A 16,891-nucleotide genomic window follows, 5' to 3' on the forward strand; every position below is an offset into this window, starting at 1 on the left:
GGGTCACAGTTCCTTGTCGATGAGTGCGAAGATCTCCTCATCGGTGGCGGAGTCGATGTCGACTTCCTCGTCGCCGCCGCCGCTGGTACTGCTGCCTCCGAACCTGGTCAGGCCGCTTTGCAGCACGGCGACCAGCCGGCCGCGCAGGTCCTCGCCGTTGTCCTTGGCGGTGGTGAGCATGGAGCCGACCCGTTCGAGGACGCCACGCAGCAGGTCCTCGGGCGAAGGGGCGGCCGGGGCCAGGGTCTCGTGCAGGTACTTCGCCAGCGACGAGACCGTCGGGTGGTCGAAGACGAGCGTGGCGGGCAGCCGCAGGCCCGTCTCGGCGTTGAGCCGGTTCTGCAGCTCGACCGCGGTGAGCGAGTCGAAGCCGAGCTGGTTGAAGGCGCTGTCCACGTCGATGTGGTCGGCGCTGGCGTGGGCCAGCACCGCGGCCACGTGCCCGCGGACGGTGGAGGTGAGCAGGCGGATGGCCTCCGACTCGGTGAGCGCGGCCAGCCGTTCCTTGAGCTTGCCCGCCCCCGTCTTGTCGGAGGCGGTACGGCGCGGCGTCCGCACCATCCCCCTGAACAGGGGCGGCAGGGTGCCGTCGTCGGCCCGTGCCCTGAGGCCGGCCTGGTCCCACCGGGCCGCCACGACCACCGGGTCGGCGGCGGCCAGCGCGGTGTCGAACAATTCCAGGCCGTGCTCGACCGGGAGCGGGGCCACGCCGGCCCGGGCGAGCCGGGCGATGTCGAGCTCGGTGAGGTCGCCGCCCATGCCGCCGTCCCAGAGTCCCCAGGCGATGGAGACGGCCGGCAGGCCCTGCGCCCTGCGGTGTGCGGCCAGGGCGTCGAGGTAGGCGTTGGCGGCGGCGTAGTTGCCCTGGCCCGCGTTGCCCAGGATCCCGGCCAGGGAAGAGAACAAAACGAACGCCTTCAGATCCCGATTTTTCGTGAGGTTGTGGAGATGCCAGGCGGCGTCGAGTTTGGGGGCGAAGACCCGGTCGATGCGCTCGGGCGTCAGCCCGTCGATCGTGGCGTCGTCCAGGACGCCTGCCGTGTGGATGACGGCCGTCAGGTTGGCGGCGCCGTCCACAACTGTGGACAGCGATCCGCGATCCGACACGTCACACGCGACCACCCGGACCCGGGCGCCCTTCTCCCGGAGCCCGGCGGCCAGAACGTCGGCCCCGGGAGCCTCCGGCCCCCGCCTGGACACCAGGACGAGGTCCCGCACACCATGCTTGTCCACCACGTGCCGGGCGATCAGGCTGCCCAGCCCGCCGGTGCCTCCGGTGACCAGCACGGTCCCGTTCATCCAGGTGGAGGCGTCCGGGTAGGGCGTGGAGGCGTTTCCGGAGGCGGACGCCGTGGCGGCTTCCGCGGCACGGCGGGCCAGACGGGGCACCAGGATCTTGCCGTCCGTGAACCGGACCTCGGGCTCCCCGGCCCCCAGCACCCGCTCCCAGTCCGAGAACCCCTCGGGAACGTCCGCCAGCACGAACCGCCCCGGCTGCTCCGTCTGCGCCGTCCGCACGAGACCGCGCACCACCCCGGCCGCCAGGCCGCGCGGCGCGAACACCACCCGGCGCTCGTCCGGCAGGGCGTCGGTCAGCACGCCGAGCACCTGGGCGGCCACCTCACGCGGCGTCCCCCGGGTGACCGGCACGACCGTGTAGTCCCCGGCGGGCTCCCCGGCAGAGGGCGCCTCCACCCAGTCGACCCCGTAGGGCACGGGCCCGGCCGAGCCGCCGGACAGCGCGCCGGCGGCCACCGTGCGGATGCGGGCCGACTCCAGGGCGAACACCTGCTGCCCCGAGGCGTCGGCCGCCTCGATCGCGCAGCCGTCGGCGCCGTCGCGCGTGAGCCGTACCCGCAGCGAGGTCGCCCCGGGCGCGGTCAGCCGCACCCCGCGGAACTCGAACGGCAGGCGCAGCTCCGGCACGGGGTCGGCCATCAGCAGGAGGTGGAACATCGCGTCGAACAGCGCCGGGTGGATCCAGTGCCCGGCCACGTCGAGTTCGCCGACCGAGACGTCGGCGAAGATCTCCTCGCCGGAGCGCCACAGGGCGCGCACGTTCTGGAACGCGGGCCCGTAGTCGTAGCCCATGTCGGCCAGCGGCTCGTAGGCCACCTCGACCGGTTCCGCCCCTTCTGGAGGCCAGGTCGCCGCCCAGGCGCAGGCCGAGGCGACGGGCGGCTCGGGTGAGAGGACCGCGCGGACGTGGCGGGTCCAGGAGGCGTCCGGGTCGGCCGCGGGGCGGGAGAGCACGCGGGCCTGCCGTACCCCTTCCTCCGACGGGGCCTCGACCACGATCTGGAGGTGCACGCCGCCGCGCTCGGCCAGGACCAGCGGCGCCTCGAAGACCATCTCCTCGATCTGGCCGCCGGCCTCGAGCAGCAGGTCGGCGAAGGCGGCGCCGGGCAGGACGGGAGCGCCGTTGACGGCGTGGTCGGCCAGCCAGGCGGTGGCGGCGGGCGAGAGGCGGCCGGTCAGGACGCTCACGCCGTCGTCGGCCACGTCGAGTCCGGCGGTCAGCAGCGGGTGGGAGACCTCGCGCAGGCCGGTGACGGCCAGGTCGGCCACGCGGACGGGCGGGTCGAGCCAGAAGCGCTCCCGCTCGAAAGCATAGGTGGGCAGGTCGATGGCGGTGCCGCCGCCGGTCAGCGCCGCCCAGTCGACGCGGGCGCCGAGGGTCCAGGCGCGGGCGAGGCAGGCGGTCAGCGCGTCGGTCTCCGAGCGGTCGCGGCGGCTCAGGGTGAGGACGGTGGGGTCCACGGCGGGCAGGCAGTCGTGGGTCATCCCGGCGAGCACGGCCTGCGGGCCGACCTCCAGGTAGGCGTCGGCGCCGAGCGAGTCCAGCCGCTCGATCATGGCCTGGAACTGCACGGCCCGCCGGATCTGCGCCAGCCAGTACTCCCGGTCGGCCCACGAGCCGCCGTTGAGGTTCGTCGCGAACTCCAGCGCCGGCCTGGCGAACTCCACGCTCTCCAGCACGGCGGAGAAGGCGGCGAGCATCGGCTCCATGAGCGGCGAGTGGAAGGCGTGGCTGACCGGGAGCCTGCGGGTGCGGCGGCCGAGGTCCTTCCAGTGCTCGGCGACGGCCAGGCAGGCGTCCTCGGCGCCGGAGACGACCACGCTCTTCGGGCCGTTGACGGCGGCCACGCCGACCAGGTGCTCCTGCCCGGCCAGCGAGGGGGCGACCTCCGCGGCCGTGGCCTCGATCGCGACCATCGCGCCCGGGGTGTCCAGGCTCTGCATGAGCCGGCCGCGGGCGGCGATCAGGCGGGCGGCGTCGGCCAGCGACCAGACTCCGGCGGCGTGCGCGGCGGCGAACTCGCCGACCGAGTGGCCGGCGACGACGGCCGGCCGTACGCCCAGGGACTCCAGCAGCCTGAAGGCGGCCACCTCGAACGCGAACAGCGCGGGCTGCGTGTAGGACGTCTCGTTGAGCAGCACGGCCTCCGGGGTGCCCGGCTCGGCCCACATCACCTCGCGCAACGGGCGAGGCAGGTGGCGGTCGAGTTCCGCGCAGACCTCGTCGAGGGCCTTGGCGAAGGCGGGCGAGGCGGCATGCAGCTCGCGGCCCATGCCGGCGCGCTGGCCGCCCTGGCCGGTGAAGAGGAAGGCCAGCCTGAGCTCGTCCTTGGCGACGCCCTCGACCACCTCGGGCGGATTCTCGCCGCGCAGGTGGGCGCCGAGGCCCTTCAGCAGCGCGTCGCGATCGGCCCCGAGTACGGCGGTGCGGCAGGAGAAGGCGGCGCGGGTGCGGGCCAGGCTCCATGCCACGTCGGCGGCGTCGGCCAGCGGCTTGGCCAGGGCGAAGTCCCGGAGCCTGGCCGCCTGTCCGCGCATCGCCTTGGCGTTCTGCGCGCTGATCGTCCAGACCAGCGGCGCCCCGGTGACGGCCCGCTCGGCGGCGGGGGCCTTGACCGCCTCCTGGGCGTACTCCTCCAGGATGGCGTGCGCGTTGGTGCCGCTGATGCCGAAGGCCGAGACCCCGGCCCGGCGCGGCCGTTTGTCCCGGCGGGTCCACTCGCGGGGCTCGGTCAGCAGGTTGACCTTGCCCACCGACCAGTCCACGTGCGGGGTGGGCTCGACCACGTGCAGCGTGGGCGGCATGACGCCGTGCCGTAAGGCCATCACCGCCTTGATCACGCCGGCGACTCCGGCGGCGGCCTGGGCGTGGCCGATGTTCGACTTGACCGAGCCGAGCCACAACGCCTCCGCCCGATTCGCTCCATACGTTGACAAGATGGCCTGCGCCTCGATCGGATCGCCGAGCTTCGTGCCGGTCCCGTGCGCCTCCACCATGTCCACGTCCACCGTGGTCAGCCGGGCGTCCGCCAGCGCCTGCCCGATCACCCGCTCCTGGGCCGGGCCGCTGGGCGCGGTCATGCCGTTGCTCGCGCCGTCCTGGTTGATCGCGGTGCCCCGGATCACCGCCAGGATGCGCCGCCCGTTGCGTCGCGCGTCCGACAGCCGCTCCAGCAGCAGGATCCCCACGCCCTCGCCCCACGCCACGCCGTCCGCGGTGGAGGAGAACGACTTGCACCGCCCGTCGGGCGACAGCCCGCGCTGCTTGGAGAACTCCACGAACGTGTCCGGCGGCACCAGCACCGTCACGCCGCCGGCCAGCGCCATCGCGCACTCCCCGTTGCGCAGCGCCCGCGCCGCCAAGTGGATCGCCACCAGCGACGAGGAGCAGGCCGTGTCCACGGAGACCGACGGCCCCTCCAGCCCGAACGTGTAGGAGACCCGCCCCGACAACACGCTCGACGTGCTGGAGGTCAGCAGCAGCCCCTCCACCGCCTGCGGGATCGCCCCGTGGCCGAACCTGGCCGCGTAGTCGGTGTACATGCACCCCGCGTAGACGCCCGTACGGCTGCCGCGCAGCGCCGCCGGGTCGATCCCGGCCCGCTCGAACACCTCCCAGGCCGCCTCCAGGAACATCCGCTGCTGCGGATCCGTGGCCAGCGCGTTGCGCGGGCTGACCCCGAAGAAGGCGGCGTCGAAGTCGGCCACGTCGTGCACGAACCCGCCGTGCCTGGTGTACGACTTGCCCGGCGCCGCCGGGTCCGGGTCGTAGAGGTCCTCGTCCCAGCCCCGGTCCACGGGGAACTCGGTGATCGCGTCCACCCGCGACATGACCAGGTCCCACAGCTCCTCCGGCGAGCCCACCCCGCCCGGGTACCTGCAGGCCATGCCCACGATCGCTATCGGCTCATGGCTGCGCGCCTCCGCGTCGGCCAGGCGCTGCCGGGTCTCGGCGAGCTCGACCGTGGCCCGCTTAAGGTAATCGCGGAGCTTTTCCTCAGTTGCCATGATCGGGTCCTTCCGCCATGCCCCTGTTGTCGATCAAGGCGAAGATCTCCTCGTCGGAGGCCGAAACGATCTTCTCGGCGGCGCCGTTCGCCGCCGTGCCACCGCCGCTGCCACCGCCACCGAACCGGGTGAGGGCGCTCTGCAGGATGGCGACCAGCCGTCCCTTGATCCCCTCGCCCTCGCCGTTGGCGGCCAGCAACATGGACTCGACCTTCTCCACCGCCCCACGCAGCGTGTCCTCCGGAGAGGGCGTCCGCGGAGCCAGGGACTGGAACAGGTGCTCGGCCAGCGCGCTGACCGTCGGGTGGTCGAAGACGAGAGTGGCCGGCAAGCGCAGGCCGGTGTCGGCATTGAGCCGGTTACGCAGCTCGACCGCGGTGAGCGAGTCGAAGCCCAGTTCGTTGAACGACTTGTCCACGCCGACCCGGTCGGCGCCGCCGTGCCCGAGCACCGCCGCCACATGCGAGCGGACCAGCCCGGTCAGGTGGGCGCGCGCGTCCGCCTCGCCCATGACGGCCAGCCGTTCCACCAGCGCCGTCGCGCCGCCGCCCGCCGCCTCACCGCGCCCCCTGTCCGCGGTACGGCGGGGCGTCCGCACCAGGCCACGCAGGATCGAGGCGAGTTCCCCGTCCTCGGCCCGCTGCCGCAGGGCGCCGCCGTCCCAGCGCGCGGCCACGACCAGCGCCCCGTCGGCGTCCGGCACCCGGCCGGCCACGATGCCGTCGAACAGGTCGAGCCCCTGCTCGGCGGAGAGCGCCGCGACACCGGCACGCGACATGCGCGCGGCGTCGGCGCCCTCCAGGTGCCCGGCCATGCCGGTCTCCCACGCGCCCCAGGCCACCGAAACCGCGGGCAGCCCTCTGGCCAGCCGGTAGGCGGCCAGCGCGTCCAGGAAGGCGTTGGCCGCGGCGTAGTTCGCCTGCCCGGCGGTGCCGATCACCCCGGCCACCGAGGAGAACAGGATCAGCGGACGCGCACCGGCCAGCTCGTGCAGGTGCCAGGCGGCATCGGCCTTGGGGGCCAGCACGGTGTCCAGCCGGGTCGCCGACAACCCCGCCACGGTGGCGTCGTCCAGAACCGCCGCCGTGTGCACGATCCCGGCCGCCTCCGGCACCCCCGCCATCAGCCTGGCCAGCGCGTCACGGTCGGAGACGTCACACGCGGCCACGGTCACCCGGGCGCCCAGCGCCTCCAGCCGCCCCGCCAGCTCGGCAGCGCCGGGCGCCGCCGTACCGCTGCGGGAGACCAGCACCAGCGCACGCACGCCGTGCCGGGTGACCAGCCGCTCGGCCACCAGCCCGCCCAGCGACCCGGTCCCGCCGGTCACCACCACGGGCCCGCCGGCCAGGAGAGCGGCGAACGTGTCGCGCTCCCCCGCACCCGCGGCCGGGTCCGACGTGCCGGGGTCTGACGTGCTGGCAGGTTCCGGGGCCGGCGAGCCCGTGTCCGCCGAGAGCGGGCTCGCCGGTGCCCCTTCCGCCGTGGCCCCGGCGGCCCGGCGGGTCAGGCGGGGCGCCAGCAGCTTGCCGTCACGGGCCCGCAATTGGGGCTCGTCGGCCGCTGCCAGCAGCTCCCAGTCGATGAAGCCGAGCTCCACGTCGGCCAGCGCGAACCGGCCCGGGTGCTCGGCCTGGGCGGAGCGGACCAGGCCCCACAGCGGCGCGGTCACGACCTCGTCGCCCCTGGTCACGACGACCATGCGGGACTGCGCGAACCGCTCGTCGCCCACCCAGCCCTGGACCAGGTCGAGCGCCTGGTAGAGGGCGTCGTGCACGGAGTAGGGCAGGTCCTCGGCGTCGGGCTCGCACGGCACCAGCACCGTCTCGGGGACCTCCACGCTCATGTCGGCCAGCGAGGCCAGGTCGTAGTACCGCTGCCCGCCCACCTCGTCGGCGAAGGAGTCGTAGCCGACCACGGCCCAGGCGCGCGTGCCGCGCTCGGGCTCGGGCAGTTCGGTCCACGCGACGGTGTAGGTCTCGGCCGACGGGGCGGCGCCGGTCTTCGGGACAGCCCGGAGGGTCAGGTCCCGGACCGTGGCGATCTCCGTGCCGGTCTCGGTGTACACGGTCAGCGCGTACCGATCCTCAGCCTTGCGCGACAGCCGTACCCCCAGGGCCTGCGCGCCGCGCGCGGAGACGTTCACGCCGCTCCACGAGAACGGCAGCAGCAGCGTGCCCGGGTCGGTGGCGGTGTCGAGCACCAGCAGGTGGAGCGCGGCGTCGAGCAACGCCGGGTGCAGGGTGAACCGGTCGGCGTCCGCCCGGACGTGCTCGGGCAGCGCCACCTCGGCGTAGGCGTCGTCGCCGGAGCGCCAGGCGGCCCGCAGCCCCTGGAAGGCGGGGCCGTATCCGTACCCACGCTCGGCCAGCAGGTCGTACACGTCGTCCAGGTCCGCCGCGACGGCGTCCGGAGGCGGCCACGCCACCAGCGGCTCCGTCTCGGAAGCCTCGGGCGTCTCCGACAGGACGCCGGTTGCGTGGCGGGTCCAGGGAGCGTCGAGGTCGGCGGCGGGGCGGGCGTGGATGGCCAGGTCGCGGTGGCCTCCGGAGTCCGGGGCGGCGATGGTCAGCTGGATCTGCACCGCCTCCGCGGCGGTCAGGCGTAGGGGCGCCTCCAGCGTCAGATCCGCCAGCGACGTGGCGCCGACGGTCGCGGCGGCTTCCAGGGCCAGGTCGACGAAGGCGGTCCCGGGCAGCAGGACGACGCCGTCCACCGCGTGGTCGGCCAGCCACGGGGTGGCCGAGAGCGACAGCCGTCCGGTGAGCAGGTGACCGTCCCCGGCCGCGAGTGGTACGGCGGCGCCGAGCAGCGGGTGGCGCGAGGCTTCCAGGCCGGAGGCGGCCAGGTCCGCGTGGGACGATGCGCCGTCGAGCCAGTAGCGCTCCCGCTCGAACGGGTAGGTGGGCAGGTCGGGCACCGCTCCGGCGCCCAGGACGGCGGGCCAGTCGACGGGGGCGCCGAGGACGTGCGCCTGGGCGAACGCGGTCAGCAGGCGGGCCCGTCCGCCGTCGCCACGCCGCAGGGTCCCTGTGGCGCCGCCGGAGCGGCCCGCGGCCGCCAGCGTGTCCTGGATGTGGCCGGTCAGCACCGGGTGCGGGCTGGTCTCGATGAACAGCGGCGTCCCGGCGAACGACTCGACCGCCTCCTGGAAGCGGACGGGGTTGCGCAGGCTCGTGTACCAGTAGGCGGCGGTCAGCTCGGCGTGCTCGATCGGGGCGCCCGCGTGGGAGGAGCAGAACACGGTCCGGCCTTGGCGCGGGCTGATGCCGTCCAGGGCGGTGAGGATCTCCTCGCGCAGCGCCTCGATGTGCGGGGTGTGGGCGGCGTAGCCGATCGCCACCCTGCGGGCCTGCAGGGGCTCGCCGTGCGCGGCCGCGAACTCGTCCAGCGCGTCGGCGTCGCCGCCGATCACGCAGCTTTCCGGCCCACTGTGTACGGCCGGCCACAGGCGGCCCGTCCACGGCTCGATCAGCTCGCCGGCCCGCTCGGCCGGGACGGCCAGGGCCAGCATCCCGCCCCGGTCGCCCAGCCCCATCAGCGCCCGGCTGCGCAGGACCACAACCTTGGCCGCGTCCTCCAGCGACAGCGCGCCCGCGACGCAGGCGGCGATGATCTCGCCCTGCGAGTGGCCGACGACCGCCGTCGGCTCGACGCCCGCCCGCCGCCACACCGCGGCCAGGGCCACCATCACCGCGAACAGCACCGGCTGGATGACGTCGGACCCCTCCAGCTTGCCCTCCGCACGCAGCGCGTCCTCGGCGGACCAGCCGGTGTGCGCTTTGAGCGCGGCGTCGCAGCGGCGCAGCTCGGTACGGAACACCTCGTCGGCGTCCAGCAGCTCGACGGCCATGCCGGCCCATTGGGAGCCCTGGCCGGGGAAGACGAAGACGGGCTGCGCGTCCTGCTCGGCCACCCCGGTGACGACGGCGGCGTGCGGCACGCCGTCTGCCAGGGCGTCCAGGGCGGCGACCAGTTCCGCACGGCCGTGGGCGACCACCACGGCCCGGTGCGCGAAGGCGGTCCTGGCGGCCAGCGCCCGTCCGGCGGCGTCCAGGTCGGGCGCGCCGGCGGCGAAGTCCCGCAGCCGCTTGGCCTGGGCGCGCAGGGCGGTGCCCGTCTTGGCGGAGATCACCCAGGTCAGGAGTTCCCGGCCGGAGGCCGGGTGGGCCGGAGAAGCGGCCGGGGGTTGTTCGAGGATGAGGTGGGCGTTGGTGCCGCTGATGCCGAAGCTGGACACCGCCGCGCGCAGCGTGCGGCCCTCGGGCAGGGAGACCGGGGAGGTGAGGAGCCTGACGTCGGCGGCCGTCCAGTCCACGTGGGGGGTGGGTTCGGCGGCGTGCAGGGTGGGGGGCAGGGTCCGGTGCTCCAGAGCCTTGATCATTTTGATGACGCCGCCGACCCCGGCCGCCGCCTGGGTGTGGCCGATGTTGGATTTGAGGGAGCCCAGCCACACGTCCCCGTAGACCGACATGACCGATTCGGCCTCGATCGGGTCGCCGAGGGTGGTGCCGGTGCCGTGGGCCTCGACCACATCCACGTCGGCCCCGGTCAGGCGGGCGTCGGCCAGCGCCTGGCGCATGACGGCCTGCTGGGCCAGCCCGCTGGGGGCGGTGAGGCCGTTGCTGGCGCCGTCCTGGTTCACCGCGCCGCCGCGGATGACGGCGAGCACCGGGTGGCCGTTGCGGCGCGCGTCGGACAGGCGCTCCAGCAGCAGCATGCCGGCGCCCTCTGCCCAGCCGGTCCCGTCCGCGGCGGCGGAGAACGCCTTGCAGCGGCCGTCGCGGGCGAGGCCGCCCTGGCGGCTGAACTCCACGAACATGCCGGGCGTGGACATCACGGTGACGCCTCCGGCCAGCGCCAGCGTGCATTCGCCGCGCCGGAGCGCCTGGGTGGCCAGGACGATCGAGACCAGGGACGACGAGCACGCGGTGTCGGTGGTGAGCGCGGGCCCGCGCAGCCCGAGGGAGTAGGCGATGCGGCCGGAGGCGACGCTCAGCGCGGTGCCCGTCAGCAGGTGGCCGTCGGCCTGGCCGTCCGGCTGGTGCAGGCGGGGCCCGTAGTCGGGGGCCATGGCGCCGACGAACACGCCGGTCGCGCTGTCGCGCAGGGCGCCGGGGTCGATGCCGGCCCGCTCGACCGCCTCCCAGCTGATCTCCAGCAGGAGCCGCTGCTGCGGGTCCATGGCGGCGGCCTCGCGGGGGCTGATGCCGAAGAAGGCGGCGTCGAACCGGTCGGCGTCGTGCAGGAAGCCGCCGTGGCCGGTGTCGCTGGTGCCCGAGCGATCCTGCCCGGAGGCGAACAGCCGGGCAAGGTCCCAGCCCCGGTTCGCGGGGAACTCGGTGATCGCGTCGGCGCCGTCGCTGACGAGCCGCCAGAGGTCGGCGGGCGAGGCCACGCCCCCCGGGTACCGGCAGCCCATCCCGATCACCACGACCGGGTCGTCGTCCGGAGCGGTCGCCGTGACCCGATCGTGGTGATCGGGGATGGTGGCCTGAGTCCCGGGCAGCAGCCCGCGTACGTGGTCGATGAGCTTCTGCGGCGTCGGGTGGTCGAACAGCAGGCTCGTGGGCAGCTTCAGCCCGGTGGCCGTGCGCAGCCGGTTGCGCAGGTCCAGTGCGGTGGCCGACTCCACGCCGAGGTTCTTGAAGGTCCTGGCGGGCTCGATCGCGCTCGCGTCCTCGTGCCCGAGCAGCCCGGCGAGCGTGCTCAGCACCAGCTCCCGCACGTCCCCGGTGAAGGTCTCCGCCGCGCCCGGGGTCTCCGTCACAGCCGGTACGGCCGGCCGTACCACGCCAGGGGAGGCGAGCGGGTACGGCCGGCGCTGGAACGGATAGGTGGGCAGGTCCACGAGACGGCCGCTGCCGCACAGCCCGCTCCAGTCCACGTCCGCGCCCCCGGCGTACGCCTCGGCGAGGGAGCGCATGACCCGGTCGGGCCCGCCGTCGTCGCGCCGGAGCGTGCCCACGGCGGCCACCTCGTGCCCGGCGGCCTCGGCGGTCTCGGTGACGCCGCCCACGAGCACGGGGTGGGGGCTGCACTCCACGAACACCCCGGTCTCCTGGGCCAGCGCGACGCGTACGGCCTGCCCGAAGCGGACGTGCCGGCGCAGGCTGGCGTACCAGTAGGAGGCGTCCAGGTCGGCGGTGTCGATGGGCCTGCCGGTGAGCGTGGAGACGAAGGTGGTGCACGTGGAGGCCGGCCGTACCGGGGCGAGGGCGGCGAGGACCTGGTCGCGGACCTGCTCGACCTCGACGGAGTGGGAGGCGTAGTTGACCGGGACGATCCGGCTGCGGTACTCGGGCAGGCGGGCCTTGAGCTCGTGGAGGGCCTCGGTGGGGCCGGAGACGACGAACGAGCGGGGGCCGTTGACGGCGGCGAGGGCCATGTGGCGGGAGATGCGCGCCATGGTGGTCTCGATGACGTCGAGCGGCGCGGCCACGGACATCATGCCGCCCTTGCCGGCGATCCCGGCGATGGCCTTGCTGCGCAGGGCCACGACGCGGGCGCCGTCCTGGGGGGACAGGGCGCCGATGGCGGTGGCGGCGGCGATCTCGCCCTGGGAGTGGCCGATGACGAGGTCGGGGCGCAGGCCGTGAGCCTGCCAGAGCGCGGCCAGGCCGGTCATGACCGCCCACAGGGCGGGCTGGACGACGTCCACGCGGTCGAAGCCGGGGGCTCCGGGCTTCTCGCGCAGCACGTCCATGAGGTCGTAGTCGGTGAAGGGGGCCAGGGCGAGCGCGCATTCGGCGACGCGTTCCGCGAAGGCGGGCGAGCCGGCCAGGAGGGAGCGGGCCATGGCGGGCCACTGGGCGCCCTGGCCGGGGAAGACGAAAGCGGTCCGGCCGGTGCGGCCGGGGACGAAGGCGGTGCCCGTCACGGCCGCGTCGTGCGGGTGCCCGGCGGCCAGGGCGGCCAGAGCCTCACGCTTGGCGGGGCCGAGGACGACGGCGCGGTGCTCGAAGGCGGCGCGGCTGCGGACCAGGCTCCAGGACACGTCGGCGGGGTCGGCTTCGACCTCGGTCAGCCGCCTGGCCTGTTCTTTCAGTGCCTCGGGTGAGCGGGCGGAGAAGACCCACGGGGTCTCGGCCTGGCCGGAGGGGGCGGTCTGGCGCTTGCGGGCGCCGCCGATGCTGAGGCGGGGCGGCTCGGTGACGATGAGGTGGCAGTTGGTGCCGCCCATGCCGAAGGAGCTGACGCCGGCGACCAGCCGCCGGGCCGACCAGGGCTGCGTCCGCGGGACGACGCGCAGGTGGAGCGTGTCGAGGGGGATGTCGGGGTTGGGCGTGACGTAGTTCAGGCTGGCCGGCAGCTCGCGGTGCTTCACGCTGAGGACGACCTTGAGCAGCCCGGCGATGCCCGCCGCGCCCTCCAGGTGGCCGATGTTCGTCTTGACCGAGCCGACCAGCAGCGGCTCGCCGGCCCCGCGGGCCTTGCCGTACACGGAGCCGAGGGCGGCGGCCTCGATCGGGTCGCCGACCTTGGTCCCGGTGCCGTGGAGTTCCACGTACTGCACGGCACCGGGCGCGACCCCCGCCTGAGCGCAGGCCAGCTCGATGACCTCGGTCTGCGCCCGGCCGCTGGGGACGGTCAGGCCCGCGCCGCCGCCGTCGTTGTTGACGGCGCCGCCCAGGATCACCGCGTGGATGACGTCCCGGTCGGTGATGGCGGCGGCGAGCGGTTTGAGGACGACGAGCCCGCCGCCCTCGCCGCGCACGTAGCCGTTGGCCCGCGCGTCGAAGGTGTGGCAGCGGCCGTCGGGGGACAGCGCGCCGAACTCGCCGATGGCGTTGGTGGTCTCGCCCAGCAGGTTGAGGTTGACGCCTCCGGCGATGGCCAGGCCGGTCTCGCCGCGGCGCAGGCTCTCGCAGGCCAGTTGGACGGCGACGAGAGAGGACGACTGGCCGGCGTCGAGGGTGAGGCTGGGGCCGCGCAGGCCCAGCACGTAGGAGACCCGGTTGGCGATCATCGCCCGGTTGGCGCCGGTGTAGCCGTGCCTGCCGCCGGCGGAAAGGGCGGCGAAGTCGTTGGAGATCGCGCCCAGGAAGACGCCGGCCTTGCTGCCGCGCAGGTCGTCGGGGAGCACGCGGGCGCTCTCCAGGGCCTCCCAGGCCAGCTCCAGCACCAGGCGCTGGTGCGGGTCCATGGCCGCCGCCTCGTTCGGCGAGATGCCGAAGAAGGCGGCGTCGAAACCCTCGACGTCGTCCAGGAAACCGCCGTGGCGGTAGTCGGCGGCGTTCGGCCACCGATTCTCCGGGGCGGGGGTCACCGCGTCCACGCCGTCACGCAACAGGCGCCAGAACCGCGCGGGGTCGGCGGCCTGAGGAAGCCTGCAGGACATGCCGACGACGGCGATCCCAGCCAGCTGATTCGACTCACCAACCATCAGGACGCCACCTCAAGCCGGGTGTTGAATATTCGCGACTATTGGGCAAGTAATTAAGACCCTAATCGCGGACTTTGCCGGGGCCCATGGACCGGCGGTGGCACGTAGTTACCGCCGTTAGTGGCCGCCTGGGTCAGGTTGACGGTGCTGGCACATCTGGGCAATGAATGGCAATATGCCCGTAGAAGCTCCCCTCAGTTTCGGCCAGCTGTTCAGCTGGCGCGATATCGAGCGGCATCCGCACGACTGGGTCCACGAGGCGAACCTGCCCGCGATGTGGGATCTGCGCGGACTGACGCTCGACCGGGTGATGACGGCCCTGCGGACGCTGGCCGGCCGGCATGAGGCGCTGCGCACCACCTACCACGTGCGCGGTGGCACGCCGTACCAGAAGGTCCACGGGGCGGTCACGCTGCCGATCGAGCTGGTCGAGCGCGACGGCGGCGACCAGCAGGAGGCGGAGCGCACGGCGGCCGAGCTGATCGGCCGCCCCTTCCCCATGTCCGGGGACCTGAACTGGCGCGGGCTGCTGGTGAGCGTGAAGGGCGAGCCGAAGTTCCTCGCGCTGTCGATCTCCCACCTGATCATGGACGCCTGGTCGGTGCGGCACCTGCGCGACCAGTTCCGCGCGCTCGTCGAGGACCCCGGCGCGACGGCCGACCCGGGGCCTGTCCCGAGCGCGCTGGCGCTGCGCCAGCGCGAGGACGCGTGGGCCGCCCGCCGCACCGGCGCGGAACGGCACTGGCGCGGGGTCCTGGCCGAAGGGCTCATGGACGAGCTGCCCACGCTGCCGTCGCGGGCCTACCGCAACCGCCTCGAGGCCACGCTGCACTCCCGGCGCGTCAACGGCCTGTCGCACGTGGCCGCCAAGCGCCTCGGCGTGACCGCGCCCGCCGTGGTGATGGCGCTGGTCGCGGCCGGCGTGGCCAGGCACACCGGCGCCGAGCGGGTCACGATGAGCCTGATGGCCTCCAACCGGTTCTCCGCCGAGACCCAGCGGGCCGTCGGGACGCTCAACCAGCTCGTCCCCGTCGTCCTGCCGGTCGACCAGGGCGCCACCCTCGCCGAGCACGTGCGCCGCATGCACTGGAACGCGGCCAGGGCCTACCGGCACGGCAGTTACGACCTCGACCGGATCACCGAGGTCGCCGCCGAGTACGGCCGGCCCGGCCACGGCTGCTGGTTCAACCACCTGCTGCGCTGCTGGTTCAACTACCTGCAGATCGACGACGTGGTCGCCGACCCCGCCGACGACAGCCCCGCCGAGCTCGTGTGGACGCCGCTGGCCCAGCAGTACGGCCAGGCGTTCCGGGTCCGGGTGCAGGTGTCGCGGGGCCGTACCTCCCTGCTGATGCTCTCCGATCCCGACGTCATCCCGGCCGAGGGCATGCTCGACATCCTGCGCGGCGTGGGCCGCGGCGTGCAGCTCGCCGCCACCGACCCGGACGCCGGGCTCAAGGAGTTGTGGGGCGGCAAGGACCTCGACCCGTCGTTGTTTCCGCGCGAGCACTGACCATCCCGGGAGAAAGCCGTGGCACGCACCCTTTACCAGTGGTTCGCCGGCAGCGCCGCCCGGCACGGGGACGCCGTCGCGCTGGAGGTGGCCGGTGAGCGGCTCACCTACGCCGAGCTGGACGAGCTGGCCGGGCGCATCGCCGCCGCCGTCCGCGACCCCGGGCCGCGCATCGGGCTGCGGGCCGACCGGACGGTCCTGGCCTACGCCTCCTACCTGGCGATCCAGCGGCTCGGGCGGACCGTGGTGCCGCTCAACCCGGGCGCGCCGCGGGCGCGCAACGACACGATCGCCGCGTCTGCGGGGCTGGGCGAGGTACTGGCCACCCCAATTCCCGAAATTTCCGGACAGGCGGAGGGTCCTCAGGATCCCGACAGCCTGGCCTACATCCTGTTCACCTCCGGCTCCACCGGCGTGCCCAAGGGCGTGCCGCTGCGCCACCGCAGCGTGGACGCCTACCTGTCCTACGTGATCCCCCGCTACGAGCTGGGCCCCGGCTGCCGCGTCTCGCAGACCTTCGACCTCACCTTCGACCTGTCGGTCTTCGACATGTTCGCCACCTGGGGCAGCGGCGCCACGCTGGTCGTGCCGCTCAAGTACGACCTGCTCAAACCGGTCTCCTTCGTCACCAGGCACGAGCTGACCCACTGGTTCTCGGTGCCGTCGGTGGTGTCCGTGGCCGCGCGCACGCGCAGGCTGCCGGCCGGCTCGATGCCGTCGCTGCGCTGGAGCCTGTTCTGCGGGGAGCCGCTGACGTTGCAGCAGGCCGACGCCTGGCGGGCGGCCGCGCCCCTGAGCGTGCTGGAGAACCTGTACGGCCCGACCGAGCTGACCATCTCCTGCACCCAGTACCGCCTGCCCGCGCGGCGGGCCGACTGGCCGGTGACCGCCAACGGAACGGTGCCCATCGGCGTGCCGTACCCGCACGTCGAGCACACGATCGCGGACGGCGAGCTGTGCCTGAAAGGGGTGCAGCGCTTCCCCGGCTACCTCGACCCGGCCGACGACGAGGGCCGCTTCACCGGCGAGTGGTACCGCACGGGCGACCGGGTGGCCTGGGAGAACGGGCTGCTGGTGCACCACGGGCGGCTGGACCAGCAGGTCAAGATCTCGGGGCACCGCGTGGAACTCGGCGAGATCGAGGCGGCGTTGCGCGGGCAGCCGGGCGTGAGCGAGGCCGTCGTGCTCGCCCTGCCCGGCGTCTCCGGCGAGCTCGTGCTGGAGGCCGCCTGCACCGGCGCGGACCTGGACCCCGGGGTCCTGCTCAAGGGGGTCGGCGAGACGCTGCCGCGGTACATGGTGCCGCGGGCGGTGACCGTCCTTTCCGAGCTGCCGCTCAACGGCAACGGGAAGGTCGACCGCCGCGCGCTACGCGATATGTACCTCCAGCGCCTGCCATAGCGAGCCGACCGTGGCGAAGGTGTCCTCGTCGAGGATGTCATCGGGCAGGGCCACCGCGTAGCCGTTCTCGATGTCGACGAGCAACTGCACCACGCCCATCGAGTCGAGGCCGAGCCCGGCCAGCTCGTCGCGTGCCGAGAAGTCCCCCGCGTCGGCGTACGGCAGGTGCGGACGCAGGATGCGCTGAAACTCGTGCGGTATTTCCAACATATGCCACCTCACGCTTAAATCTGCCTACCACTAAGCGTCCCCTATTTTTCACGCGGACCGCTAGTGACAGCTTTTCG

5 protein-coding genes are annotated in these 16,891 nt (G+C 73.9%); 2 read left to right on the forward strand and 3 right to left on the reverse strand.

What is annotated here, in order from left to right; genetic code table 11:
* Positions 1–3: 3 nt before the first annotated feature.
* Together FVE25_RS35750 and FVE25_RS35755 are read right to left on the reverse strand one after the other, a co-directional pair.
* Positions 4–5,307 carry a type I polyketide synthase gene (locus FVE25_RS35750; RefSeq protein ID WP_157251723.1) on the reverse strand — a complete coding sequence of 1,768 codons (5,304 nt, stop codon included), beginning with the start codon at positions 5,305–5,307 and terminating at the stop codon, positions 4–6.
* On the reverse strand, positions 5,297–13,690 hold the full coding sequence (locus tag FVE25_RS35755) for a type I polyketide synthase (RefSeq protein WP_181019820.1): 8,394 nt from the start codon (positions 13,688–13,690) through the stop codon (positions 5,297–5,299). Before FVE25_RS35755 ends, FVE25_RS35750 begins: the two co-directional genes overlap by 11 nt.
* Before the next feature lie 175 nt (positions 13,691–13,865).
* Between FVE25_RS35755 and FVE25_RS35760 the strand changes: the two genes are divergently transcribed.
* Positions 13,866–15,203 (forward strand): condensation domain-containing protein, encoded by a 1,338-nt coding sequence (locus FVE25_RS35760; RefSeq protein ID WP_157251725.1) that lies wholly within the window; start codon positions 13,866–13,868, stop codon positions 15,201–15,203.
* Between the two features lie 18 nt (positions 15,204–15,221).
* Positions 15,222–16,604, forward strand: a complete 1,383-nt coding sequence (locus FVE25_RS35765; protein WP_157251727.1) for an AMP-binding protein — start codon at positions 15,222–15,224, stop codon at positions 16,602–16,604.
* Here FVE25_RS35765 and FVE25_RS35770 read toward each other — a convergent pair.
* Positions 16,572–16,814: a phosphopantetheine-binding protein gene (locus tag FVE25_RS35770; protein WP_157251729.1), complete on the reverse strand. Its 243-nt coding sequence runs from the start codon at positions 16,812–16,814 to the stop codon at positions 16,572–16,574. The two genes, FVE25_RS35765 and FVE25_RS35770, sit on opposite strands and share 33 nt — an antisense overlap.
* Between the last annotated feature and the right edge of the window lie 77 nt (positions 16,815–16,891).

Origin of the sequence: Nonomuraea typhae, from assembly GCF_009760925.1 — a bacterium.
In the GTDB taxonomy this organism is placed as follows: Bacteria; Actinomycetota; Actinomycetes; order Streptosporangiales; family Streptosporangiaceae; genus Nonomuraea; species Nonomuraea typhae.